The sequence below is a fragment of the Barnesiella sp. An22 genome, assembly GCF_963931395.1.
In the GTDB taxonomy this organism is placed as follows: Bacteria; Bacteroidota; Bacteroidia; order Bacteroidales; family Barnesiellaceae; genus Barnesiella; species Barnesiella merdigallinarum.
Map to the genome: position 1 here is coordinate 1,781,951 of NZ_OZ007014.1, position 22,902 is coordinate 1,804,852.

Sequence of the window (22,902 nt, forward strand, 5' to 3'; positions counted from 1 at the left end):
ATGAAATCGTGAATGAAAAAAAGTTTTAGGAAATTCGTGAAAACGGGTAAAGTTTTGTACCTTTGCAAAAGTAAGAAAGTTCTTTCGTTTAATGCAAAATGAGGAAGAATATAGAAGTTCGCTGGTTTCTAAACCGTTAACAAGTTTATTTCGCTTCAGTCTTAATCACTTCATATTTAGATAGATATAATTTTTATTATGTCTTGCTGCATGGAAGACCAGCTTACGTCCTATACCGCAAATTTCGGCGATGCGTTTCAAATAACGATTCAATGAACTGTTGGAATACATGGGGAGAAGCTTTCCTTCAGGAGCCATATCGCGGTATTTTTCAATAATATGGAACGGCAGTTCCATAAGCGGTATTTCAAAATCCACACCGGTTTTCTTGCGAGAACTCCTGATCCACCAGGTACCATCTTCCGCGAGAGAAAGATTTTCATTTGTCAGCAGACACATGTCGCTATAGGGAATACCCGTATAACAGGAAAACAGGAACATATCTCTCACATGATAAAGAATCTGATCATGGAGAGGTGTTGTCATAATCCTATTCAATTCTTCGGAGGTGAGATATTTCTGTTCCGGTTTCGGATGTACCGGTTCATATCCGACAAACGGGAATACTGTTATTATACCGTCAGCAATAGCTTCTCCGACAATTGTTTTCAGTTGGACGGTAAGATTGACTATTGTGCCTGAAGCCAGACAACATTCCGTACGTAGGTACAAGTCATATTTTTCAATGAAGGAACGGTCCAATGCGGCAAAAGGAATATCTGACAGCTTATATTGCATCTGTAAAAAACGTACCAGATGATTGTAGGAATTACGATAAGCCCTCAATGTCTTTTCCGTACGATTGATCCCAACACGTTTTTCGAAATTTCTAATGAAAAGTCTGAAATAGCTTAATAGGGTTTCCTGTTCCGAAGCCATACCCAAAAGTTGATGCTTTACATCCTCTGCTGTTACATCCTCACGGATTGCAGATTGTTCCGCAAAGATGCCGAGCGCGGCAGCTCGTATTTCATCCAGTCTGTTGTTTATGTCTCTTGCCGCAACACTTTTTCCACACGCCCGTCCGGATGACCACAATGACTGTGGCACACGAAACTTGACACTGAATGCTGTTTCAGAGTGCTTGCCGACAATAAGCCGTGCCATCACGGGACAGTTTCCCCTGGCATCCGCCTCGCTCTTTTTAAGGTAGAACGAAACCTTTACATCTGTCTGATTCATAATCTGTTCCATTGTTTGCAAAATTAACAGAGACAGAGTTAATCATCGGCATGTAAAATATCGTCAGACATCGACAAAGCTATCACCATTGACTTCCGGAACCTATATTTTTCATATCTCAAAAAAAATAAGTACCTTCGCTAAGCCAAAATGATGAAACTGCGTTCTTTACGGTCGGAGCAGAAAGGATTTTCAAATAACTCCATACAACTGGAATGGGCAACGGATAGGTAGCAATTTTTTCGCTTAACTATTCAAAAAACGGCTTCAAAGCACACATTTACAAATGCGGAATAATGCTGCGTATCTCCCTGAAAGCCCAATAGTTTACATTATTCTTCCTAAATCCATCCGAAATCGGGCGAGTTTTGCTATCTTTGTTACACGAAGATAGGAGTCGGCTCGGGATGATCAAACTCGAAATTTCATTTCGGTTTGCTTCTCCTCTCGCCTTTCACTATCTTTATCCCATCCTAACACACACATATCGGAAACAGATGAAATACGGCAGACTTTTATTCCTGGGCGGTGGATTGTTGACCGCCGTTTCCCCGGCATTGGCGCAGAAGAGCGACAAGCCTAACATTATTTTTATCCTGTGCGACGACATGGGATATGGCGATTTGGGGTGTTACGGGCAGCGATATATCGATACGCCCAACCTCGACCGTATGGCTTCGGAGGGTATGCGTTTCACGCAGGCCTATTCGGGCAGTCCCGTGAGTGCTCCGTCACGAGCCAGCATTATGACGGGCCAACATTCGGGCCACGGCGAGGTGCGTGGCAACAAGGAGTATTGGCCCGAGAGCGGCGAGGTGCGCTATGGCATCAATACCGACTATGCCGTGGTGGGGCAGCACCCGTATGACCCCGACCACGTAATCCTCACCGAGGTGATGAAGGACAACGGCTACACGACTGGCATGTTCGGCAAATGGGCCGGTGGTTACGAGGGCTCGGTCTCTACGCCCGACAAGCGGGGTGTCGACGAGTTCTTCGGTTACATCTGCCAGTTTCAGGCGCATCTGTACTATCCCAATTTCTTGAATCGCTACAACCCGGCTCTGGGCGATACGGCTACGGTGCGCGTTACGCTCGACGAGAATATACGGTATCCCATGTGGGGCGCCGGTTATGGCCAGCGCAAGCAATATTCGGCCGACCTCATTCATCGGGCGGCACTCGATTGGCTCGACCGGCAGTCGGCCGACCAACCCTTCTTCGGCTTCTTCACCTACACCTTGCCGCATGCCGAGCTGGTACAGCCCGAAGACTCTTTGCTCAACAAATACCGCGAGCGGTTGGGCGACAAGGGAATATACAACGGCAGCTACTGGAGCCGCTACAATCCTGTGACTCACACGCATGCGCAGTTTGCGGCCATGATCGAGCGGCTCGACCGGTATGTGGGTGAGATTTTGGCTAAGCTCAAAGCCAAGGGATTGGACGAAAATACGATGGTCATCTTCTCGTCGGACAACGGCCCGCACGAGGAGGGTGGGGCCGACCCTACCTTCTTCGGCCGCGACGGCAAGCTGAAGGGGCTGAAGCGTTCGTGCCACGAGGGGGGCATCCGCATTCCGTTCATTGTGCGCTGGCCGGGCCATGTGCCGGTGTCGGTCAACGACCATCAACTGGCGTTTTACGATATTTTGCCCACCTTCTGCGACCTCTCGGGGGTGAAGAATTATGAGAAGCGATATGCCCAGGGGCGCCCCAACTACTTCGACGGCCTCACCTTTGTACCTACCTTGTTGGGGAAGGATAAGAAACAGAAACAGCACGACTTCCTCTACTGGGAGTTTTGCGAGACCGACCAGATAGCCGTGCGCCAGGGCGACTGGAAACTCTTTGTCGAGAAGGGCGAGTGCCACCTCTACAACCTGGCCGACGATATTCACGAAGACCACGACCTGGCCGCACAGTATCCCGAGCGGGTCGAGGCCATGAAACGAATCATATTCGAGCAGCACATTGATAACCCCTACTTTAAGGTGACGTTGCCGCAATAGGGCGGGGCATTGCCGTCTGGAGGGACAGGAACAAAAACAATCAGGGCTGTGTTCTCACGAGCACAGCCCTGGTCTTTTTTCAGTCGGGGGTATCGTTTATTTATTTCTTCTTTCGAGTCGTGATGATGAGAACATTATCATTCTCTTTAGCTCCGTACTTCTTATTAGCCTCTCCGCCTTTCAGCACTGTAATACTGGCAATGTCGTTGGGGTTTAACTTGTTGAACTTCTTTTCCGAAACCTTTTTGCCGTCGACAACATAGATGATATTGGGTATCTGTTTGACGTAAGCCGACACCGAATCGGTGTGGTGGTTGAGGGTAGAGAGGGCATTGATGCCTTTCTCGTCGATGGCTCGGGTGATGGAGTCGGCATTGGCGCTTATCCGGGCCGAGAGGGCCTCGATGCGAGCCATGGCTTCAGGCGAGAGTTCTTTCCCCTCTTTGGTGACGGCCACCTCTGCACGAATGGAGTCGGACAGGGCTTTTACCTGTTGCTGCCAATTATTCAGCGACGACTTTTTCGAATGGATAATGATTGTATTCTCTCCGTTGTCGTTGAGTATCGAGATGTTTCCGACCTGGCCCGACAGGTTGAGTTTTTCCATATCTTCGGCCGATACTTCCTTGCCGTTGATGATATAGGAGAACTTGCCTGACGAGAGATTGTCTATCACTTCGGCCGGGACTTTCTTCCCGTTGATGACATAGTAGCTCGTTTGAGAGCCCTGTTTCCCGTCGTTCGAGAGGGTTATCTTCATCGGTTGGGTATCGTCCGACTCTTTCGTACTGATGAGCAGGGCTCCACCTTTGGCTTCGTCGCCATACTTCTCGACAGCCATTTTCCCTTTGAGCACCGTGACACTCTTTATCTGGTCGGGTGAGAGTTTGTCGATTTCTTCGCGCGAGACTTTCTTCCCGTCTACGATGCAGAGTGCACTATCCATCGAGGCCGGTTTCCCGTTCTCGGTGATATTGATTTTCAGTTTGTTCCCCTGGCTCGAGTCGCCCGATTCGTCGATGTTGACGTTCAGGGTGTTTGTCTGGTTCGAGTTGCTGGCAGCGGTGATGACCATTTGGCTCTGGTCGGTGGCCGATTGCGAATCGACCTTGTCGAGCATGGCCAGCAGGTCGGTCGATGCGATTTCGTCGAGGCGTTCCGATACTTCGGGGCGGGCGAATACCGTGACGGTACAGAGTGCGACGGGTATCACATAGAGATACTTCCAGGTCGCTTTGCGGTTGGATTTCTTTTTGAGCATCATAGTAATACGTTTATTAAGTTTGTTGTGATTGAAGTGATTGGTCACGCAGTAGAATTTCGAGCCCACCGATCGCTTGATGAGCAGCAGTTGGTATTGCCGGGCATCGATGCCTTGGTCGATTACCTCGGCATCGGCCTCGTATTCGTGCACGGTTTGCAACTCGCGTTTCAGCAGCCAGGCGGCAGGATTGAACCATTGCAGCCAGGTACAGAGGTCGGCCACCAGCAGGTCAAGGGAGTGGCGCTTGCGTATGTGGGCCGACTCGTGCAGCAGTATCTCGCGGCTGTGGGCGGCATAGTCCTCCTCGGAGAGGACAATCCGGCCGAACCAGCTGAAGGGTGCAATAGACCGGGGCAGGACGATAATCTGCCGACCTTCGTCGTCGGTCACCCGGCGGCCGCTGCTCATGAGTCGCAGCAGGTGCACGATGGTAACGATGTAGCGGGCAACGAAAAACACTACACCGGCCCAGTAGAGGACTATCGCCGCCACGAGGGCCACGGGCACCGGGGCGGCTGTGGCTTCGACATCGTCGGTCACATAGCTGAAGGCCGACAGGTTGTCGAGTATCACGACGGGGACGGGGGCCACACTTTCGTTCTCGGTAAACAGCGGCAGATGGCACAGCGGCAGCACAAACGAGAGGGGGATGAGGCAGAGCAGTGCTACCCGGTTGTAGCGGTAGAAGGTCTCCCGGCTCAGCAGAATGCTGTAGAAGAGAAACAGTATCGCCAGGCAGACGGCCGACTGGAGTATGTAGACAAAAAATGCACTCATGGCTGGGCGGTTTTATTTTTCACTTCCTCGTTCCACTTTCTCGATAAGTTCCTTCAGCTCCTTCAGCGAGATGTCCTCCTCCTCGATGAGCGACGAGACCACGCCCAGGTAGGAGCTGTTGAAATACTTGCGCACCACCTGACGGAGGGTCCCCCGACGGAACGACTCTTCGCTCACGGCGGCGTAGTACTGGTAGGTTTTGCCGAATGCCTTGTGGGCCAGGTAACCCTTCTCTTCGAGACCCCGCACGATGGTCGACAGGGTATTGAAGTGGGGTTTGGGCTCGTCGTAGAAATCGAGCAACTCTTTCACGAACAGGGGGCCTTTTTGCCAGAAGTAGTTCATGATTTCTTCTTCTTTTGCGGTAAGTCCTTTCATAGGTTTTCGTTTTTCTCTTTGCAAATAAACTAAAAGTTTTAGTTATTCAACTAATTTTTGTAGTTAATAAAACTAAATGGGGTAGTTTTATAACTATATTTTTTAGTTGAATAAAAAAGAAAACAAGATGCGGCAGCCGGTTTCGATGCCGACTGCCGCATGTATGGGGTTTGGAATGAGCCGATTGAATAGGCTTTATGTTACTTTTGGATGTTAGGCTCTTCGAGACCGTATCCCCGTTTCTTGTCCTCGACCTTCAGCCACAACCCGAAGATGAGCGCCAAGACTCCCAGGCTGGCAAAGATGAGCATCGGCACGGTGTAGTTGTATTGCAGCGGGTCGGTGATACCGGGGTTCGACATGCGCAGTGTGGCACCGATAATCATGGGGAAGGAGTAGAGACCGATGTTCTGAATCCAGAAGATAACGGCGTAGGCCGAGCCCAGCAGCTTGTTGTCGACCAGCTTGGGTACCGAGGGCCACAGCGAGGCCGGTACCAGCGAGAACGAGATACCCAGCAGGATGATGGAGAGGTAGGCCACAATCACGGCGGTGACGGTACCTTTCAAGGCGGGCAGCACCAGAGCAAATACCAGGTGGCAGGCAATCATGAGCACGGCACCGAAGATGAGCATGGTGGCACCTTTGCCTTTATGGTCGAGGAAGTTGCCCAGGATGGGGGTGATGGCTGCGGCTCCCAGCGGGAAGACGAAGAACACCCAGCCGGCCTGTTCGGCCGTATAGCCCAGGTTGCATTGCAGCATGTTGATGGCATACTTCTGGAAGGGGAAGATGGCCGAGTAGTAGAGCACGCACAGCAGCGCTACCAGCCAGAACACCTTGCTCGAGAAGATATATTTGAGGTCCGAGATTTTGAAGGGATCGTCTTTCTCTTCGCCGCTTTCGCCCATCTGTTGCTCGAGTTTCTTGTCCATGAAGGCGTAGGTGATGAAACAGATGAGGCCGATGGCCAGCAGAATCACGGCCACGAGTACGGGGCGCGATACGTCGACCGGGGCAAACTTGTTGGCCAGTACCGGCGAACCCAGTACCACCACGGCTACACCCACACGGGCGATAGCCATCTCTACACCCATGGCCAGAGCCATCTCTTTACCCTTGAACCATTTGACGATACCGCGCGAAACGGTGATACCTGCCATCTCGACACCGCATCCGAAGAACATGAAGCCGATGGCCGACATTTTGGCCGAGGCGGGCATCCCTTCGTAGAACGGGGTGACGTTCCACCACTCCAGCGGCAGGTTCATAAAGCGGTTCATAAAGGCCTCGGCCCCACTGCCGATGAAGGCATTGCTCACGGCGTAGTAGTTGATCGAGGCACCTACCAGCATGACGGCACCCGAGAGTATGGCCGTGAAACGCACACCCATCTTGTCGAGTATGATACCGGCAAAAATCAGGAAGAATACAAATACGTTCAGAAAAGTTTCGGAACCGGCGTAGTGGCCGTAAGCATCGGGCGACCAGCCTCTCGTGTTCTGTAACAATTCTTGTAGAGGCGAGAGTATATCCATGAAGATATAGCCGAAAAACATGGCGCTCGCCAGCAGGACAAGAGCCGTCCATCGTACGGCCGGGATGTCCTTCATCAGTTGAGTCATTTTTTCTGTCATTGTGTTATGTGTTTTGATTTATCGATTCGCTGTTTAGAAATAGACCGAGAGGCCCACCTTCAATCCATACTGGTCGAGTTGGTCGGTGAAGCTGTGTTTCCAGTAGAGAGCCGGGTCGAGCGATATGTTGTGGCTCACGAAGATGGCGTAACCCAGTTCGGCGCCCACATAGAGATAGTCGTCGCAGGCCGACGATTCGTCCTTGGGTTTGTACCAGGCGTGGGTATATCCCGTATTCACTCCGATGAATAGGGTGGTGAGGGTATAGTATCGGATACCCACATTCAGATCTATGTTGTTGTCTCGGTACTCCTTGTTCCACGAAAAGTTGCCGCCGACTCCTACATAGAACAGCAGGTTGTTGGCGATGAAATTACCCGTTTCGACCTGCAGTCCCAGGTCGAAAGTTTCGTTACCCGTCTCGCGGGTGTGGGTGCTGCCCAGGTTGAATCCGCTGATTTGGGGGTTGACAATCCAGGTATTTTTCAGAATCTGGGCCGATGCGGTGCCCGATAACGCTGTGATAACCGACAGGATAAGAAGAACTTTTTTTACCATAGTCGTGGAGATAAATGAGTTTTTTATGAGTGGTGGTCGTCGCGCATGGTACGGCGATCCATGACATCTTGCTTTTGGCGGCGCTCGTTACGAATCTTCTCGCGGCGTTTCAAGGCCCATCGCAAGGCCAGAATAATCAGGAGCGTAAAGCCGATGATGCCGAAGTATTCCCAATAGTTGCCGCTCAGCAACATACCTCGACCGAAGTAGGCCATGACGGCCAGATAGATAACCAGGAGCAATGCAATAATGTCGTACCGTTTCATTTGTAATAAAATAGTTAGAGTGTTGTAGGGGGTTGTTGTAATATCGAGGAAAATTGGAAATCTTTCGATTTGAGGGCCTCGTAGATTTTGATGCAGCTCCAGGCGTCGGTAGCGGCATAGAGTTGTTGGCTGTCGGTCAGGTGGTCGGCTTCCCAGTTGGAGAGGCGTTGTCCTTTCGAAATCTTTTTCCCGATGACGATGGCATAGATTTTTTGCAAACTCTGGTCTTCGATGCCGTATCGTTTGACAAATTTCTGCAACTCGACAAAGTTGCGCGGAGTGAATGGCCCGCTGTTGAGTCGCCCCAGCATGCAGAAGTCGTCCTTGAGCGAGATACCCACCTTGAGCAGGGTTTCGTCTTCGAGCAACCGTTTCAAGGCCGGGGTGAACCCGATGCGGTTAAGCCGGAACAGGTAGCAGGTATCGTGGGTCGAGAGTTGCATGAGGGCCACGTGGTTGCTCTGTCCCTTCTTGAATGTCGGTCGGGTTTCGGTGTCAAATCCGATAATCGACTCGTGGCTCAGACATCTGGTAGCTTCGGTTACCTGGGCTTCGTTGTCGACCACGACGATTCGTCCGGGGAATGATTCGATAGGTAAAGTTGCAATGATTTCTTTACTAATTTTTATTTTGTCAGAAGTCTCGTTATCCATAAGCGTTAATCCACATCATCGTTGAGTTTGTCGAAAATATCGTCGTCCCCTTGTTGATGACCGAATATATCGGTGTAATGGTCGTCAGCCGTTGACCGATGGTGGTGATGACCGCAGTCGCATGTGTCGTCGTCATCGTCATCGTCGTCGTGCTGCGAATATTTTACATGGTGCAGCGCCCGCAGTACATTGACCAGTTGTTGCCCCCAGTAGGAGACAAAGTTTTCGTAGCAGATGTAGAGCGACTCGAGCATTTGCGGCTCGTTGCCCAGGCGATATACCGAGATAAAGTCTTTCAAGTCTTGATAGATGTCGGCGAGCCCTTCCGAGATGCTGGCCGCCAACGGGCCTTCGCTGTATTCCATGCCCGACTGGAACACCTCCAGGTAGTTGTCGTCTTCGCCCAGGAGGCTCTCGATGCTCATGCGCACACTCTCGTACATGCTTTCGGTCACGAACCGTTCGGTATAGGCCTCCTCTTCGGGTTCTTCGGGCGAGAGTAGGGTAGCTTTGAGGTAGAGCAGCAGAAGTATTTTTATGATTTTATCGATAAATTCATCTTTTTCCAGTTCGGGAGTACGTTCGAGGAAAGCGCAATATTCGGCACCTACGGTGACAAATTCGATAATATCTTTGGAATAGATGCGTTCGTCCATTACTCGTTGTTTTTATAAAGTCTGTGGTTGATAATGTATGTATATACCGACTGGGGTACAAAATAGTTCATGTTTTTGCCGGCGGCGATTCCCTGCCGTATCTGGGTCGACGAAATCTCGATGAGGGGAGCCCGGCAGTACCGCACGGTAGGGGGGAGCTTCGCCTCGTCGATGTCGTAGCCCCGGCGGGGATAGATGCACACCCGATACTCGTCGACGATGCGCCGGCTCTCGCGCCACCGGTCGAAGAGCAGCCAGTTGTCGGCCCCGATGACGAGGGTGAACTCGCGGTCGGGGTAGAGGCTCCTGAGGTGGTCGAGCGTGCGAATCGTGTAGGAGGGCAGGGGGAGCGAAAACTCGATGTCGGTCGCTACGATTTTGGGGTTGCCGGTCACGGCCAGCCGCAGCATTTCGAGGCGCTGGCGGTCGGCCTCGGGCGACAGCTTTTCCCGCAAGGGGTTCTGGGGCGTTACCGACATCCACACCTCGTCGAACCCCTCGAACTCGCACAAGTAGTTGGCCAGTATGAGGTGCCCCGTGTGGACGGGGTTGAACGTGCCTGAAAAGAAAGCTGTCTGGATAGGTTGCATGGGTTTAGGGTTTGTCGAGGAATTGCCGTATGGTCTGGTAGGCCTCTTCCTGGGCTTTTTCTAAAATGTCGTTGACGATGATGTGGTCGAACCGCGGGGCAAACGAGAGTTCGTATTCGGCCTTGGCCACTCGGCTGGCAATCACCTCGGGGGCATCGGTAGCCCGGTGTTTGAGCCGCTTCTCCAACTCCTCGATGCTGGGCGGTTGGATGAAGAGGGCCAGTGCCTGGTCGCCGTAATACTTCTTGATGTTGAGCCCGCCCACCACGTCGACGTCGAAGATGACGTTGCGGCCACTGTCGAGTATGCGCTCGACCTCGCTCTTGAGCGTGCCGTAGAACTTGCCGGCATACACCTCTTCATACTCCAGAAACTCGCCGTTGGCGATACGTTGTCTGAACTCTTCGGGCGAGATGAAGTAGTATTCTACGCCGTTCTTCTCGGTGCCTCGCGGGGCACGGCTGGTGGCCGAGATCGAGAACGACAGGTTCAGGTCGCGGTTCAGCAGCGATTGTATGATGGTCGATTTGCCCGACCCCGAGGGTGCCGAGAATATAACCAGTTTGCCTCTCTTTTCCATTACATTACGTTTAATACTTGCTCTTTGATTTGTTCCAACTCGTCTTTCATGCGCACGACGATGCGTTGCATTTCGGCCTGGTTCGACTTGGAACCGAGCGTGTTGATTTCGCGACCCATCTCCTGGCTGATGAAGCCCAGCTTCTTGCCCTGGCCCTTGCCGGCCTGCATGGTCTCGAGAAAATATTTCAAGTGGTTGTCGAGCCGGTGCTTCTCTTCGTTGATGTCGAGTTTCTCGATATAGAAAATCATCTCCTGCTCGAACCGGTTTTTGTCGTAGCCGAAGTTGTCGATTTTGGTCAGGGCGTCGATGATGCGTCCCTTGATTTTTTCGATGCGCTCCTTCTCGTAGGGCTCCACCTCCTTCAGCAGCTGGGCAATGTTGGCAATCTTCTCTTCAAAGAGGTGTTGCAGCATGGCCCCCTCCTGGATGCGGAACTCCTCGAGGTGGGTGATGGCCTCGTCGACCGCCTTCTTCAGAGCGTTGATTTCGGTTTCGTCGATTTCCTGACTATCGGTACTCAGGGCGTCGGGCAGGCGCAGCAAAATCGAGAAACAGTCTTCGGGCATGGCAATGCCCAGTTTTTCCGAAGCCTCTTTCACCTGCTGGTAGTAGCCCTCCAGCACCGGCACGTTTATCTGGGCCGAGGTTCCTTTGCCTATCGACTCGCTGTATACCAGAAAGTCGACTTTACCCCGCTCCAGCCGCCGGGCAATCTCCGAGCGAATCTCCATCTCCAGCTCTCTGTATTGTTGGGGAATGCGGGTCGACAAATCGAGCTGCTTGCTGTTCAACGATTTTATTTCAACGGTTATTTTTTTGTGCGGCAGTTCCACCACGGACTTACCGAAACCGGTCATCGATTGTATCATGTCTGTAAATGTTTTTGCAAATTTAATCTTATTTCCGATGCCAAAGCAATATTATTGAAAAAAAAGAGCTATTTTTGTACACTCATTAACGCGATTGTAATACGTTTGTTTACCTTTTTGCCCGGGGAAAGGGCAGAGAGGCAGTATGTTTACCGATAAAATTATGCCGAATATTCTACATATAGAGACCTCTACGTCGGTCTGCTCGGCCGCGCTCTCTTCCGACGGAGTGGTACAATGCCATTTCGAGAACTTCGACGGCCCCTCGCACGCTTCGCTGCTGGGAGCCTATGTAAAAGAGTTGATGACCTTTGCCCGCGACAAGTCGATAAAGGTCGATGCCGTAGCGGTGAGCAGCGGCCCGGGCTCCTACACGGGGCTGCGCATCGGGGTCTCCGAGGCCAAGGGGCTTTGCTTCGGGCTGAAGGTGCCCCTTATTGCCGTGCACACCCTCGAACTGCTGGCTTGCGCCACCATGTTTAAAACCTATTTCGACGAAGATGTGTTATATTGTCCCATGATCGACGCCCGTCGCATGGAGGTCTATACCGCCGTCTACGACAATGCGCTCAACGCCGTGCGTCCCGTGCAGGCCTGTGTGGTCGACGAAAACTCCTTTGCCGACTTGTTGGCCGACCGTCGTGTCGTCTTCTCGGGCAACGGAGCTGCCAAGTGCAAGGAGGTCATCCGCCACGAGAATGCCATCTTTGTCGACGACATCGTACCTCTGGCTACCGATATGCTGGCACTTGCTGAGCGGGCTTACCGGCAAGGTCAGTTTGAGGATGTGGCCTATTTCGAGCCCTTCTACCTGAAAGAGTTCATCGCCACCACTCCCAAAAACAAAGTATTGTAAATAAAGAAAATCATATAGAGAGATTATGCAATATACCTCGGACTTAAAGAAACTGATTCTGCCTGAGTATGGGCGTAATGTGCAACAGATGGTCGACCACTGCATGACTATCGAGGATCGTGCCGAACGTACCCGTTGCGCCAATACCATTATCAATATTATGGGTAACCTCTTTCCTCACTTGCGCGACATCGACGACTTCAAGCACAAGTTGTGGGACCACCTGGCCATCATGTCCGACTTCAAGCTCGACATCGACTATCCCTACGAGATTGTCAAAAAGGAGAATCTGCATACGCATCCCGATGCTATACCTTACCACACGACCCCCATCAAATACCGTCATTACGGTAAAATCATGGAGGGGATGTTGAAGAAGGCCGAGGAGATGCCTGCCGGACCCGAGCGCGATGCCCTCGTGTCGATGCTGGCCAACCACATGAAGAAACTCTACTATCAGTGGAACAAGGACTCGGTCGAGGACGAAAAGATTTTGAAGGATTTGCGGGAGTATACCCACGGGGTAATCGACCTCGATCCCGCCACCTATCACCTGCGCGATGTGAGGGAACCCGTCGTGCAGCCGCAGCGAAACAACAAGTCGAAAAATAATTCGAAAAAAGCGGGTAAATAACCGCTTTTTTTTGTATCTTTCCCTCATTAACCTTAATAGAGAAAGAGTATGGCATCTTTTATTATTGAAGGCGGGCATCGTCTGAATGGAGAGTTGATACCGCAAGGAGCTAAGAATGAGGCATTGGAAGTCCTTTGTGCTACGTTGCTCACCCCCGAAGAGGTGAAGATATACAATATCCCCGATATTCTCGATGTAAACAACCTCATACAACTGTTGCGCGACCTGGGCGTGACGGTGAAGCATATCGGGTTGAATGCGTACAGTTTCAAGGCCGATAAAATCAATCTCGACTATCTCGACACCGACGAGTTCCTGCAGAAGGGAGCTGCCCTGCGGGGGTCGGTGATGATTATCGGGCCGCTCATTGCCCGCTTCGGCTATGCCGTATTGCCCAAGCCGGGGGGCGACAAGATTGGCCGCCGGCGTCTCGATACGCACTTTCTGGGTATCCAGAAACTGGGGGCCACGTTCACCTATTGCCCCAAGGCACAACGCTACGAAATCAAGGCCGACAAACTCACCGGCAGCTACATGCTGCTCGACGAGGCGTCGGTGACGGGTACGGCCAACATCCTCATGGCTGCCGTCATGGCCGAGGGCGACACTACCATCTACAACGCGGCCTGCGAACCCTACCTGCAACAGCTCTCGAAGATGCTCAACCGCATGGGTGCCCGCATCGAGGGCATCGGCTCCAACCTGCTCACGATTCACGGCGTGTCGTCGCTCAAGGGGTGCGAGCACACCATTCTGCCCGATATGATCGAGGTGGGCAGTTTCATCGGCATGGCTGCCATGACCCGGTCGGACATCACCATCAAAAACGTGTCGTACAACGACCTGGGCATTATCCCCGACAGCTTCCGCCGGATGGGTATCACCGTCGAGCAAAACGGCGACGACATCCACATCCCCGAGCACGACGGGTACGAGATAGAGACCTTTATCGACGGCTCTATCATGACCTTCGCCGATGCGCCGTGGCCGGGACTTACCCCCGACCTCCTGAGTGTCTTCCTCGTGGTGGCTACCCAGGCCAAGGGCAGCGTGCTCATCCACCAGAAGATGTTCGAGAGCCGACTCTTCTTCGTCGACAAGCTCATCGACATGGGGGCCCAGATTATCCTGTGCGACCCGCACCGCGCCGCCGTCATCGGTCAGGCTCACGCCCATACGCTGCGGGCTGCCAACATGGTATCGCCCGATATCCGGGCCGGTATCGCGCTGCTCATCGCCGCCATGAGTGCCGACGGTACGAGCCGCATCCACAACATCGACCAGATAGACCGGGGCTATCAGGACATCGACAAGCGGCTCAATGCCATAGGGGCGCGCATCACCCGGCTGTAAAACAAGAGAAACAATCATGATAGAACGTGAAGAATTGATCAAGATAGGGCGGTTCAACAAACCGCACGGGGTGAAGGGGGAGCTCTCCTTCACCTTTACCGACGATGTGTTCGACCGCACCGACTGTCCCTATATCGTCTGCGAAATCGACGGTATCTTCGTCCCCTTTTTCATCGAGGAGTATCGCTTCAAGAGCGACACTACGGCCTTGATAAAGCTCGAGGATGTCGACAATGAGACCGAGGCCCGGGCCTTCTCGCTGCTCGATGTCTACTTCCCCAAATCCTACTACGACACGGAGGCCGAAGAGGAGGCCCCGAGCGACTACTTCATCGGGTTTACCGTCGTCGACAGCGAGCTGGGCGAGTTGGGCAAGATTGTGGCCGTCGACGACTCGACCGAGAATGTGCTCTTCGAGATAGACCACGCCGGCCGCGAGCTGCTGGTGCCGGCCGTCGACGAGTTTGTGAGCGAAATCGACGAGGAGAACCGCCGGCTCTACATGAGTATTCCCGAGGGACTGCTGACGCTGTAAACTTAAAAAAAAACAGACAAGATATGATGAAACGAGTTTTATTTATTTTTCTGGCCGTGTGGTTCATCTTCACGGTAGTCGTGTTCGTGATGTTCTTCTCGACCACCAAGAGCGATTCGAAGAGCAGCGGCGAGGGTATGCCGGTACTCGAGGCTATCGAAACCCGGGCCAGTGTGCGGGCCTATACCGACCAGGCCGTGGAGCCCGAGAAAATCGAGCAGATTCTGCGTGCCGGCATGGCGGCACCTACCGCCCGCAATCAACAGCCGTGGGCCTTTGTGGTTATCGACGACAAGGCGCTGATGACCCAGTTGGCCGACTCGCTGCCCAATGCCAAGATGCTGGCATCGGCTCCGGTGGCCATCGTGGTGTGCGGCGACTTGAGCAAAGCCATCGAGGGCGAGGGGGCTACCTATTGGATACAGGATGCCTCGGCCGCTACCGAGAATATCCTGTTGGCTGCTCACGGTCTGGGGCTGGGAGCCGTATGGACGGGTGCCTATCCTGTGATGAGCCGGGTAAAAGCCATTCGCTCGGTACTCGGTTTGCCGGCACAGATTATTCCGCTCAACGTCATCCCCATGGGTTATCCGCAGGGCGAGACTGCTCCCAAGGATAAGTGGAAACGCGAGAACATTCGCAAGAACAACTGGGCGAATGCTTATTGATAGAATAAAAGTATGTAATCAAGAAAATTTCTTAGCCATAATGAGTAAAATCATCGAAAAATTGCGCAAATACAGAGTGCTGCGATTGTTTTTTATTAGATTCCGGCTTTTTAATTTTGGTGGTAAGCAACGATGAAGATCGAATATCGAATTGACTTATAAACGACAGCCTCGGCAGAAAATCGCCGAGGCTGTCGTTTTTGTTTCTATGTCAACGCTCTATTGGTTTTGGAAAACCTCTTTTGAGCCATACAACAGACTATGAGCCGAAGAACTCATAGTTCGATAATCTGGTGCTGCAGGGTGAGCAGGTTGGTCCAGTAGAGTTTGCCGCTCAACACCTCGCCGCACCCGGCGATTATCTTGATGGCTTCGGAGGCTTGCAGGCAACCGATGAGGCCGGGAATAGACCCGATCACGCCGCCCGGTTGCGGCGCGGGCATCACGGCCGGGTGCGGGTAGAGATCGCTGTACCGGGGGCCTCCCCGGTAGTTGAATACCGACACCTGTCCCTCGAAGGCGGCGATGGAGCCGTAGACGTAGGGCTTGCCTTGGCGGGCGCACTCCTCGTCGATGAGGTAGCGGGTGGCCGCGTTGTCGCAGCCGTCGACCACCAGGTCGTAGTTGGCCACGAGTTCGGCGGCATTTTCGGGGGTAAACCGCGTGGGGTAGGTCTCGATGCGGGTCGTGCTGTTCAGCTCCGACAGCCGCCGGTGGGCACACTCCACCTTGGGGGCTCCCACCTCGGCTTCGGTATAGAGCACCTGCCGTTGCAGGTTGCTCACCGACACCACATCGTCGTCGACCAGCCCCAGGCAGCCCACGCCGGCCGCCGTCAGGTAGAGGGCGACGGGCGAACCCAGGCCGCCCACCCCCACAATCAGCACTCGCGCCTGGCGCAGCCGCTCCTGGCCCGCTTCGCCTATTTCGGGGAGCATCGTCTGTCTGCTGTATCGCTCGTTCATCAATCGAAGATTTTATCCCAGTCTTTCCATACTACCTCGTAGCCCATGGCCTTGATGGCCTGCTCTACCTCGGCCGGGGTGCGTTCGTCGCTCACGGCAAATTGCTCCAGTGCCTGCGGATAGGTGGCGTAGCCTCCCGGGTCGGTCTTCGAGCCGGCACTCATCGAGGTGGCTCCCAGCGTGGCAATGTGGTTGCGGAAGTTGGGGTTCTCGCGGGTCGATACCGAAATATCCACGTCGTGGTCGAAGATACGGAAGGCAAAAATCAGCTGGGCCAGCTCCCGGTCGCTCATCACCACGTTGGGTTGGAAGTGCCCCTCCGACGGCCGCATGCGGGGGAAGTTGACGCTGTATTTCGTCTGCCAGTAGTGCTTGCGCAGGTATTGCAGGTGAATGGCCATCATGGTCACATCGGTGCGCCAGGGCTCCAGCCCGATGAGCACGCCCATGCCTATCTTGTGCACGCCGGCCTGACCCATGCGGTCGAAGCCGTTGACACGCCATTCGAAAATCGATTTCATCCCCTTGGGGTGATAGGTCTTGTAGCGATCCTTGTGGTAGGTCTCCTGGAAGCAAACCACACCGTTGAGACCCGACTTGGTGAGCCGGTAGTAATCTTCGCTCTTGAGCGGCATCACCTCGATCGAGAGGTTGGCAAAGTAGGGGCGGGCTACATGCAGAGCCCGCTCCAGATAGTCTACACCGGCATCGCGCGGATTCTCGCCGGTGACGATGAGCAGGTTCTCAAAGGGGCCCAGCTTGCGTATGGCGCGGCATTCGTTCTCGATCTCCTCTTCGGTGAGGATGATGCGAGAGATGGGGTTGTTGTGGTTGAACCCGCAATAGACGCAAAAGTTGTTGCACGAGTTGGTGATATAAAGCGGTACATACATCTGTATCGTTTTACCGAAACGCTCCTGGGTATAGCGCCGGCTCAGGGCGGCCATGGGCTCCAGATAGGGAGCTGCGGCCGGCGAAACGAGGGCCATGAAGTCGTCGATGGTCAAGTGCTCCTTGCCCAAGGCAATCTCCACGTCGCGGCTCTGTTTCGAGTTGATGCAGGCGGTTATGTCGTCCCAGGAATATTTTTCTAATTCTTCGGAAAACATCTTTCTTCTTTTTCTTTATTCAATCGTTGGTAGTTGGTCGATTTCTTTTCTATTCTCTCTCTCTTGTGGCGAGGCCGATGGCGCTGCGCCACCGGCACTAGCGGGTACACCGGGCGGGTTACTCCTTCTCGATGCAGTTGGTGATGTCTTGCGACAGCCGCATGGCGCAGAAGTTGGGGCCGCACATGGTGCAGTAGTTGCCGTCGTGGAACGAGCCCTGCTTGTAATACTCGAGAGCCCGGTCGGGGTCGAGGGCCAGGTTGAACTGGTCTTTCCAGCGGAACTCGTAGCGGGCCTTGCTCATGGCATCGTCGCGCACCTGGGCGCCGGGGAATCCCTTGGCCAGGTCGGCGGCGTGGGCCGCAATCTTGTAGGCGATGACACCGTTGCGCACATCCTCGCGATCGGGCAGTCCCAGGTGCTCCTTGGGGGTGACGTAGCAAATCATGGCCGTGCCCAGCCAGGCAATCTGTGCGGCACCGATGGCCGAGGTGATGTGGTCGTAACCCGGGGCGATGTCGGTAGTCAACGGGCCCAGCGTGTAGAAGGGGGCTCCGTGGCAACTGCTCAACTGGCGGTCCATGTTCTCCTTGATTTTCTGCATGGGAATATGGCCGGGGCCTTCGATAATCACCTGCACGTCGTGTGCCCAGGCCTTCTCGGTGAGTTCGCCCAGCACGTCGAGTTCGAGGAACTGCGAGCGGTCGTTGGCGTCGTGTATCGAGCCGGGCCGCATGCCGTCGCCCAGCGAGATGGCCACGTCGTACTGCTTGAGTATCTCGCAGATTTCGTCGAAGTGGGTGTAGAGGAAACTCTCCTGGTTGTGGATAACGCACCACTTGGTCATAATCGAACCGCCGCGCGACACGATACCCGTAAGCCGTTCGCCTACCAGGTCGGCGTGTGCCTTGAGCACTCCGGCGTGAATGGTGAAGTAGTCCACACCCTGCTCGCACTGCTCGATGAGCGTATCGCGGTAAATCTCCCAGGTGAGGTCTTCGACCTTGCCGTTTACCTTCTCGAGGGCTTGGTAGATGGGCACGGTACCCATGGGCACGGGGCAGTTGCGGATAATCCATTCGCGCGTCTCGTGTATGTGGTCGCCCGTCGAGAGGTCCATGAGCGTATCGCCGCCCCAGTGGCAACTCCATACGGCCTTGTCCACCTCCTCTTCGATACCCGACGAGAGGGCCGAGTTGCCGATGTTGGTATTGAGTTTCACCAGGAAGTTGCGGCCGATAATCATCGGCTCGGCCTCGGGGTGGTTGATGTTGGCCGGGATGATGGCACGGCCGGCAGCCACCTCGTCGCGCACAAACTCGGGGGTGATGTGGCTCTTGATGCCCAATTGCTCGTTCATTATATTCTCGCGTATGGCCACATACTCCATCTCGGCGGTGACGATACCCTGGCGGGCATAGTACATCTGCGTGATGGCATGTCCCGGTTTGGCCCGGTAGGGGAGCGGTGTGTTTTTGAACCGTATCGGGTCGAGCGACGGGTCGTCGCGGCGGGCACGCCCGTATTGCGAGGTGATGTCGTCGAGCCGTTCCACATCGCCGCGGTCGAGAATCCACGACTCGCGCAGGCGGGGGATACCCCGGTTGATGTCTACCTCTACGGCTGGGTCGGTATAGGGACCGCTGGTGTCATACACATAGACCGGCGGGTTGGGGGTATGTACCCGTTTCCCGTTCTCGATGGTCACGGTGTCGGTCAGGTTGATCTTGCGCATGCCCACTTGAATGGGAAAGAGTTTACCCGGTACATATACCTTCTCGGAACCGGGGTAGGAGTCTTTGATGATTTTTTGTGTATCCATAAATGTGTGAAGTTTCGAAGCGGTTAGTCCAGGAATGAAGTCAACGGGCTGCTGGCCTGGGCAAAGTGGTATTGGGCACCCAGTCCGGCTTCGTAGGCACGGCGGCCGGCTCGAACAGCCTCTTTGAAGGCGATGGCCATCTCTACGGGATTACCGGCCACGGCAATGGCGGTGTTCACCAGTACGGCGTCGGCACCCAGCTCCATGGCTTCGGCAGCATGCGACGGAGCCCCGATACCGGCATCGACGATGACGGGCACGTTGCTCTCTTCGATAATGATCTGCAGGAAGTCACGCGTGCGCAATCCCTTGTTCGTACCGATGGGAGCCCCCAGCGGCATCACCGTAGCGGCACCGGCCTCTTCGAGGCGTTTGCACAGCACGGGGTCGGCCTGAATGTAGGGCAGCACCACGAAACCCATCTTGGCCAGCTGTTCGGTAGCCTTCAGGGTCTCTACCGGGTCGGGCAGGAGGTATTTGGGGTCGGGGTGGATTTCGAGTTTGATGAAGTCGGTCCCGAAGCAGTCGCGGGAGAGCTGGGCGGCAAGCACGGCCTCCTCGGCATTCCGCACGCCCGAGGTATTGGGCAGGAACTGCACCTTGGTGCGGTCGATGTGTGCGAGCATATCGTCGGTAGCTTCGTGGGTCATGTTGAGACGTTTCATGGCAACGGTAATCATTTCGGATTCCGAAGCCTCGATGGCTTTTTCCATCAATTCGTTCGAGCTGAATTTGCCGGTTCCGACAAACAGTCGGGAGGAGAATTCCCGTCCTCCAATCACTAATTTTTTCATGCTTTACGATATTGGTTGAGTAAATCTATAATCTTTCGGGTTTCGGCCTCGGGGTCTTCGGCCTGCAGGATGGTGCCCGACAGGGCGATGCCGGCCACACCCGTTTCCATAATGGCCGGAATGTCGTTGGCCGTGATGCCGCCGATGGCCACCACGGGAATCTTCAGCCCGTTGTCGCGGCACTGCTGCATGATGCGGGCATAGCCCTCGAGCCCGAGTATGGGACTCAGGTTCTTTTTGGTCTCGGTGTAGCGGAAGGGGCCGAGACCCACATAGTCGGCATCCTGACGTACGAGGTTCTGGATGTCGTCGAAGGTGTTGGCCGTACCGCCGATGATGTACTTTTCGCCGATGAGCAGGCGGGCCTCCGATACGGGCATATCGAGTTTGCCCAGGTGCACGCCGTCTACGTCGAGGTCGGCCGCCAGTTGAGGATAGTCGTCGAGAACGAGTATCGCCTCGTGCTCCTTGCAGAGCGGAATCAGTTGCCGGGCCGTCTTCTCGACCTCTTCGAGGGGAGCCTCTTTCATGCGCAGCTGTATCCATTTGCAGCCTCCGTTCAGGGCGGCGACAGCGCCTTCGACAATGCCGAAGCGCAGGGTTTGGTGTGTAATGAATTGTAACATGACTATGGTGTTAAACAGTTCGTATTCGTTTCAGTCGGGCCACCACTCCCTCGGGGGTGGGGTCCTGCCACAAGTAGCCCAGCAGGGCTACTCCGCCGAAGTGCCAGGCCCGCACGGCAGCCATCCGTTCGGGAGTGATACCGCCCAGGGCGATTACCCGCTCGCCGATGATGCCTTGGCTGGCGGCCTCCGTCAGCTCGTCGGGGGTGAAGCCCGCGGTATATCCCTGCTTCGAGATGCTGTCGAAGAGAGGGCTCAGGAACTGATAGGCATACCCTTCGCCGTGGGCCAGCTCGGCAATCGAGTGGCACGAGCGCGATAGGGCGGGGGTGTAGCCGTCAGCCGGTGCGGGTGGCTCGGGGTTGCGACGGTTGAGGTGTACCCCGGCCAGCCTGTACGTTGCGGCCAGCTCGAAGTGGTCGTGCAGTACGATGCGGCTGTAGCAGCGGTCGGGAATCGTGCGCAACAGTTGCTCCACCTCGTGGCGCGAGGCCCCGGGTTTGCGCAGGTGCAGACGGTCCAGACCGTGGTCGAGCAGCGCGGCTATCAAGCACTCCTCGCCGGGCAGGAAACCTTCGGGTGTGATACCTATGTATTTCATCGCGTTACGTTCGGTTTTGCCGGTTATCCGCCGAAGGTGGCGCGAATGAGGGTAATCTTGTCGCCGTCGGCCAGTGTGCGGTTGCTCCATTCGCTCTTGGGTACCAGTTTGTTGTCGATGGCAATGGCGGTACCCTCGGCGGCAATCTGCTGCCGGTCGAGCCACTCTTTTACGGTGATGCCCTCGGGTACCTCGGTTTCGTTTTGGTTGATATATACTTTCATTGTTGTATCAATGAGTGGGTTTCTCTTTTTCGTTCAGTGCTTCGTTGTCCCGTGCGGTTAAAACACAGGGGGCGAACAGATGGTTTACGGCACCGTGGCCGTGGCCTATTGTCACGTCGGCCCCGGCCCGCAGAGCCTGGGTCAGGTAGTGCTTGGCGGCGGCAACGGCGTCGGGCAGCGTGCGGCCCAGGGCCAGGTACGAGGCAATGGCCGACGAGAAGGTGCAGCCCGTGCCGTGGGTGTTGCGCGTGGCAACCCGCGGCGAGGTGTAGCGCACCGGGTCGGCATGCGGGGTGAAGAGCAGGTCGTACGACTCGGCCCCCTCCAGATGCCCTCCCTTGATGAGTACGGCCCGGCATCCGATGCGGAAGAGCCGTTGGGCCGCCAGCTCCATATCCCGCTCGTTGGTGACGGGCAGACCACTCAGGATTTCGGTCTCGGGTATGTTGGGGGTGACGAGCGTAGCCCGGGGCAACAGCAGCGATTTGACCGCCTCGATGGCCTCCTCTTCGATGAGCCGGCAGCCCGAGGTCGATACCATTACCGGGTCGAGCACGATGTGGTCGAGGGGATAGTGCGCCAGACAGTCGGCAATGGCTTCGATGGTGGGACGGGCGTAGAGCATGCCCAACTTCACCGTGCGGCAGGGCAGGTCGTCGAGCACCGCCTCGATTTGCTGGCGCACGATGGACGGGTCGATGCCCTGGATGGCCCGCACTTCGCAGGTGTTTTGCGCCGTGATGGCGGTGATGGCCGAGGTGCCGAACACACCGATGGCCGACATGGTCTTCAGGTCGGCTTGTATCCCGGCTCCTCCGCTGCTGTCCGAGCCGGCTATGGTCAATACGACGGGATAAGTCTTCATACGGTTCGCTTTATCTTCGGGGGTAGCTTAAAACCGTATCGAAACAGATAGGACTATGAACAATTCCTGCGCCGGCATTATCCGTATCAGGTTCATAGGGTATGATCTCAGCCGCTTTTAGGCACCCCTTTGTTACACCACAAAGTTAGCTATTATTTTTTTCCCGAGGGATATACCCCAGGGTTTTAATAAAAATTAAGAGCTCTATATCTTGCTATTATATAGTGTAGTAAAAAGTAAGAGGTTTTACTGTAAAGAGATTATTTTGTAAATAAATCTACAATATGTTTGTATTTTTGAAAGCTGTTATTTATTTTTGCAAGCAAATTGAAATGCTTATTTTGAACGACGAAATAAAAAGAAAC

24 protein-coding genes, 1 pseudogene and 1 riboswitch are annotated in these 22,902 nt (G+C 54.4%); of the genes and pseudogenes, 6 read left to right on the forward strand and 19 right to left on the reverse strand.

Annotation, left to right across the window (positions count from 1 at the left end):
* Window positions 1–189: 189 nt before the first annotated feature.
* Window positions 190–1,242 (reverse strand): annotated as a pseudogene (locus ABGT88_RS07250) (site-specific integrase); the annotation flags it as partial.
* A 497-nt stretch (window positions 1,243–1,739) separates the two neighbouring features.
* Here ABGT88_RS07250 and ABGT88_RS07255 point away from each other — a divergent pair.
* Window positions 1,740–3,254, forward strand: a complete 1,515-nt coding sequence (locus tag ABGT88_RS07255; RefSeq protein WP_346701243.1) for an arylsulfatase — start codon at window positions 1,740–1,742, stop codon at window positions 3,252–3,254.
* Window positions 3,255–3,354: 100 nt separating this feature from the next.
* Here the strand turns inward: ABGT88_RS07255 and ABGT88_RS07260 are convergent, their stop codons facing one another.
* The 10 genes from ABGT88_RS07260 to ABGT88_RS07305 all read right to left on the reverse strand — a co-directional run bounded on the left by ABGT88_RS07260 (window position 3,355) and on the right by ABGT88_RS07305 (window position 11,485).
* Window positions 3,355–5,295, reverse strand: a complete 1,941-nt coding sequence (locus tag ABGT88_RS07260; protein WP_346701245.1) for a M56 family metallopeptidase — start codon at window positions 5,293–5,295, stop codon at window positions 3,355–3,357.
* 12 nt (window positions 5,296–5,307) lie between these two features.
* On the reverse strand, window positions 5,308–5,673 hold the full coding sequence (locus tag ABGT88_RS07265) for a BlaI/MecI/CopY family transcriptional regulator (protein WP_087407571.1): 366 nt from the start codon (window positions 5,671–5,673) through the stop codon (window positions 5,308–5,310).
* Between the two features lie 200 nt (window positions 5,674–5,873).
* A complete protein-coding gene (locus tag ABGT88_RS07270; RefSeq protein ID WP_087407570.1) occupies window positions 5,874–7,310 on the reverse strand; it encodes an MFS transporter in 1,437 nt (478 codons plus the stop codon).
* A gap of 33 nt (window positions 7,311–7,343) precedes the next feature.
* Complete coding sequence (locus ABGT88_RS07275; protein ID WP_087407569.1) at window positions 7,344–7,868, reverse strand: hypothetical protein; 525 nt, start codon at window positions 7,866–7,868, stop codon at window positions 7,344–7,346.
* A 23-nt stretch (window positions 7,869–7,891) separates the two neighbouring features.
* Window positions 7,892–8,134 (reverse strand): hypothetical protein, encoded by a 243-nt coding sequence (locus tag ABGT88_RS07280; RefSeq protein ID WP_258327271.1) that lies wholly within the window; start codon window positions 8,132–8,134, stop codon window positions 7,892–7,894.
* A 14-nt stretch (window positions 8,135–8,148) separates the two neighbouring features.
* Window positions 8,149–8,787, reverse strand: coding sequence for a 3'-5' exonuclease (locus tag ABGT88_RS07285; protein WP_346701248.1), 639 nt, complete (start codon window positions 8,785–8,787; stop codon window positions 8,149–8,151).
* Between the two features lie 5 nt (window positions 8,788–8,792).
* On the reverse strand, window positions 8,793–9,443 hold the full coding sequence (locus tag ABGT88_RS07290; RefSeq protein WP_346701250.1) for a DUF5063 domain-containing protein: 651 nt from the start codon (window positions 9,441–9,443) through the stop codon (window positions 8,793–8,795).
* Window positions 9,443–10,033 carry a nicotinate (nicotinamide) nucleotide adenylyltransferase gene (gene nadD / locus ABGT88_RS07295; protein WP_346701252.1) on the reverse strand — a complete coding sequence of 197 codons (591 nt, stop codon included), beginning with the start codon at window positions 10,031–10,033 and terminating at the stop codon, window positions 9,443–9,445. Before nadD ends, ABGT88_RS07290 begins: the two co-directional genes overlap by 1 nt.
* Before the next feature lie 4 nt (window positions 10,034–10,037).
* On the reverse strand, window positions 10,038–10,613 hold the full coding sequence (gene gmk, locus ABGT88_RS07300; protein ID WP_087407564.1) for a guanylate kinase: 576 nt from the start codon (window positions 10,611–10,613) through the stop codon (window positions 10,038–10,040).
* Window positions 10,613–11,485 carry a YicC/YloC family endoribonuclease gene (locus tag ABGT88_RS07305; protein WP_346701254.1) on the reverse strand — a complete coding sequence of 291 codons (873 nt, stop codon included), beginning with the start codon at window positions 11,483–11,485 and terminating at the stop codon, window positions 10,613–10,615. Before ABGT88_RS07305 ends, gmk begins: the two co-directional genes overlap by 1 nt.
* A gap of 163 nt (window positions 11,486–11,648) precedes the next feature.
* Here ABGT88_RS07305 and tsaB point away from each other — a divergent pair, with 163 nt between their 5' ends.
* From tsaB to ABGT88_RS07330, 5 genes are read left to right on the forward strand one after another with little or no spacing between them, the layout of a single operon-like run.
* Window positions 11,649–12,341, forward strand: a complete 693-nt coding sequence (gene tsaB / locus ABGT88_RS07310) for a tRNA (adenosine(37)-N6)-threonylcarbamoyltransferase complex dimerization subunit type 1 TsaB (protein ID WP_087407766.1) — start codon at window positions 11,649–11,651, stop codon at window positions 12,339–12,341.
* Between the two features lie 25 nt (window positions 12,342–12,366).
* The gene (locus tag ABGT88_RS07315; protein WP_087407562.1) at window positions 12,367–12,975 is read left to right on the forward strand and encodes a DUF4290 domain-containing protein; all 609 of its coding nucleotides are present in this window, start codon (window positions 12,367–12,369) and stop codon (window positions 12,973–12,975) included.
* A gap of 48 nt (window positions 12,976–13,023) precedes the next feature.
* Window positions 13,024–14,328 carry a UDP-N-acetylglucosamine 1-carboxyvinyltransferase gene (gene murA, locus ABGT88_RS07320; RefSeq protein ID WP_087407561.1) on the forward strand — a complete coding sequence of 435 codons (1,305 nt, stop codon included), beginning with the start codon at window positions 13,024–13,026 and terminating at the stop codon, window positions 14,326–14,328.
* A 16-nt stretch (window positions 14,329–14,344) separates the two neighbouring features.
* Window positions 14,345–14,863: a ribosome maturation factor RimM gene (gene rimM, locus ABGT88_RS07325; protein WP_087407560.1), complete on the forward strand. Its 519-nt coding sequence runs from the start codon at window positions 14,345–14,347 to the stop codon at window positions 14,861–14,863.
* A 23-nt stretch (window positions 14,864–14,886) separates the two neighbouring features.
* Window positions 14,887–15,531 (forward strand): nitroreductase family protein, encoded by a 645-nt coding sequence (locus ABGT88_RS07330; RefSeq protein WP_258327265.1) that lies wholly within the window; start codon window positions 14,887–14,889, stop codon window positions 15,529–15,531.
* 275 nt (window positions 15,532–15,806) lie between these two features.
* Here ABGT88_RS07330 and ABGT88_RS07335 read toward each other — a convergent pair whose 3' ends face one another.
* The 8 genes from ABGT88_RS07335 to thiD form a co-directional block, all read right to left on the reverse strand.
* The gene (locus ABGT88_RS07335) at window positions 15,807–16,496 is read right to left on the reverse strand and encodes a HesA/MoeB/ThiF family protein (RefSeq protein ID WP_346701258.1); all 690 of its coding nucleotides are present in this window, start codon (window positions 16,494–16,496) and stop codon (window positions 15,807–15,809) included.
* Window positions 16,496–17,605 (reverse strand): 2-iminoacetate synthase ThiH, encoded by a 1,110-nt coding sequence (gene thiH / locus ABGT88_RS07340; RefSeq protein ID WP_087407558.1) that lies wholly within the window; start codon window positions 17,603–17,605, stop codon window positions 16,496–16,498. The genes ABGT88_RS07335 and thiH overlap by 1 nt, the downstream gene beginning before the upstream one ends.
* A gap of 118 nt (window positions 17,606–17,723) precedes the next feature.
* Window positions 17,724–19,427, reverse strand: coding sequence for a phosphomethylpyrimidine synthase ThiC (gene thiC, locus ABGT88_RS07345; RefSeq protein ID WP_087407557.1), 1,704 nt, complete (start codon window positions 19,425–19,427; stop codon window positions 17,724–17,726).
* A gap of 23 nt (window positions 19,428–19,450) precedes the next feature.
* Window positions 19,451–20,221 carry a thiazole synthase gene (locus ABGT88_RS07350; protein WP_087407556.1) on the reverse strand — a complete coding sequence of 257 codons (771 nt, stop codon included), beginning with the start codon at window positions 20,219–20,221 and terminating at the stop codon, window positions 19,451–19,453.
* Entirely contained in the window at window positions 20,218–20,853 is a 636-nt protein-coding gene (locus ABGT88_RS07355) for a thiamine phosphate synthase (protein ID WP_298663287.1), read from the reverse strand. The genes ABGT88_RS07350 and ABGT88_RS07355 overlap by 4 nt, the downstream gene beginning before the upstream one ends.
* 4 nt (window positions 20,854–20,857) lie before the next feature.
* Entirely contained in the window at window positions 20,858–21,448 is a 591-nt protein-coding gene (locus ABGT88_RS07360; protein WP_298663263.1) for a thiamine phosphate synthase, read from the reverse strand.
* Between the two features lie 23 nt (window positions 21,449–21,471).
* Complete coding sequence (thiS, locus tag ABGT88_RS07365) at window positions 21,472–21,672, reverse strand: sulfur carrier protein ThiS (RefSeq protein ID WP_087407553.1); 201 nt, start codon at window positions 21,670–21,672, stop codon at window positions 21,472–21,474.
* A gap of 7 nt (window positions 21,673–21,679) precedes the next feature.
* Window positions 21,680–22,537: a bifunctional hydroxymethylpyrimidine kinase/phosphomethylpyrimidine kinase gene (gene thiD, locus ABGT88_RS07370; protein ID WP_346701262.1), complete on the reverse strand. Its 858-nt coding sequence runs from the start codon at window positions 22,535–22,537 to the stop codon at window positions 21,680–21,682.
* A gap of 46 nt (window positions 22,538–22,583) precedes the next feature.
* Window positions 22,584–22,676: riboswitch (TPP riboswitch) on the reverse strand.
* Between the last annotated feature and the right edge of the window lie 226 nt (window positions 22,677–22,902).

Coding starts and splice junctions, on each gene's coding strand:
- ABGT88_RS07285 (WP_346701248.1), bottom strand. CDS start 8,787: ATGGATAACGAGACTTCTGACAAAATAAAAATTAGTAAAGAAATCATT.
- ABGT88_RS07315 (WP_087407562.1), top strand. CDS start 12,367: ATGCAATATACCTCGGACTTAAAGAAACTGATTCTGCCTGAGTATGGG.
- ABGT88_RS07330 (WP_258327265.1), top strand. CDS start 14,887: ATGATGAAACGAGTTTTATTTATTTTTCTGGCCGTGTGGTTCATCTTC.
- murA (WP_087407561.1), top strand. CDS start 13,024: ATGGCATCTTTTATTATTGAAGGCGGGCATCGTCTGAATGGAGAGTTG.
- thiC (WP_087407557.1), bottom strand. CDS start 19,427: ATGGATACACAAAAAATCATCAAAGACTCCTACCCCGGTTCCGAGAAG.
- nadD (WP_346701252.1), bottom strand. CDS start 10,033: ATGCAACCTATCCAGACAGCTTTCTTTTCAGGCACGTTCAACCCCGTC.
- ABGT88_RS07270 (WP_087407570.1), bottom strand. CDS start 7,310: ATGACAGAAAAAATGACTCAACTGATGAAGGACATCCCGGCCGTACGA.
- ABGT88_RS07280 (WP_258327271.1), bottom strand. CDS start 8,134: ATGAAACGGTACGACATTATTGCATTGCTCCTGGTTATCTATCTGGCC.
- gmk (WP_087407564.1), bottom strand. CDS start 10,613: ATGGAAAAGAGAGGCAAACTGGTTATATTCTCGGCACCCTCGGGGTCG.
- ABGT88_RS07360 (WP_298663263.1), bottom strand. CDS start 21,448: ATGAAATACATAGGTATCACACCCGAAGGTTTCCTGCCCGGCGAGGAG.
- rimM (WP_087407560.1), top strand. CDS start 14,345: ATGATAGAACGTGAAGAATTGATCAAGATAGGGCGGTTCAACAAACCG.
- ABGT88_RS07350 (WP_087407556.1), bottom strand. CDS start 20,221: ATGAAAAAATTAGTGATTGGAGGACGGGAATTCTCCTCCCGACTGTTT.
- ABGT88_RS07265 (WP_087407571.1), bottom strand. CDS start 5,673: ATGAAAGGACTTACCGCAAAAGAAGAAGAAATCATGAACTACTTCTGG.
- ABGT88_RS07335 (WP_346701258.1), bottom strand. CDS start 16,496: ATGAACGAGCGATACAGCAGACAGACGATGCTCCCCGAAATAGGCGAA.
- ABGT88_RS07255 (WP_346701243.1), top strand. CDS start 1,740: ATGAAATACGGCAGACTTTTATTCCTGGGCGGTGGATTGTTGACCGCC.
- thiH (WP_087407558.1), bottom strand. CDS start 17,605: ATGTTTTCCGAAGAATTAGAAAAATATTCCTGGGACGACATAACCGCC.
- thiS (WP_087407553.1), bottom strand. CDS start 21,672: ATGAAAGTATATATCAACCAAAACGAAACCGAGGTACCCGAGGGCATC.
- ABGT88_RS07260 (WP_346701245.1), bottom strand. CDS start 5,295: ATGAGTGCATTTTTTGTCTACATACTCCAGTCGGCCGTCTGCCTGGCG.
- ABGT88_RS07305 (WP_346701254.1), bottom strand. CDS start 11,485: ATGATACAATCGATGACCGGTTTCGGTAAGTCCGTGGTGGAACTGCCG.
- ABGT88_RS07275 (WP_087407569.1), bottom strand. CDS start 7,868: ATGGTAAAAAAAGTTCTTCTTATCCTGTCGGTTATCACAGCGTTATCG.
- tsaB (WP_087407766.1), top strand. CDS start 11,649: ATGCCGAATATTCTACATATAGAGACCTCTACGTCGGTCTGCTCGGCC.
- thiD (WP_346701262.1), bottom strand. CDS start 22,537: ATGAAGACTTATCCCGTCGTATTGACCATAGCCGGCTCGGACAGCAGC.
- ABGT88_RS07290 (WP_346701250.1), bottom strand. CDS start 9,443: ATGGACGAACGCATCTATTCCAAAGATATTATCGAATTTGTCACCGTA.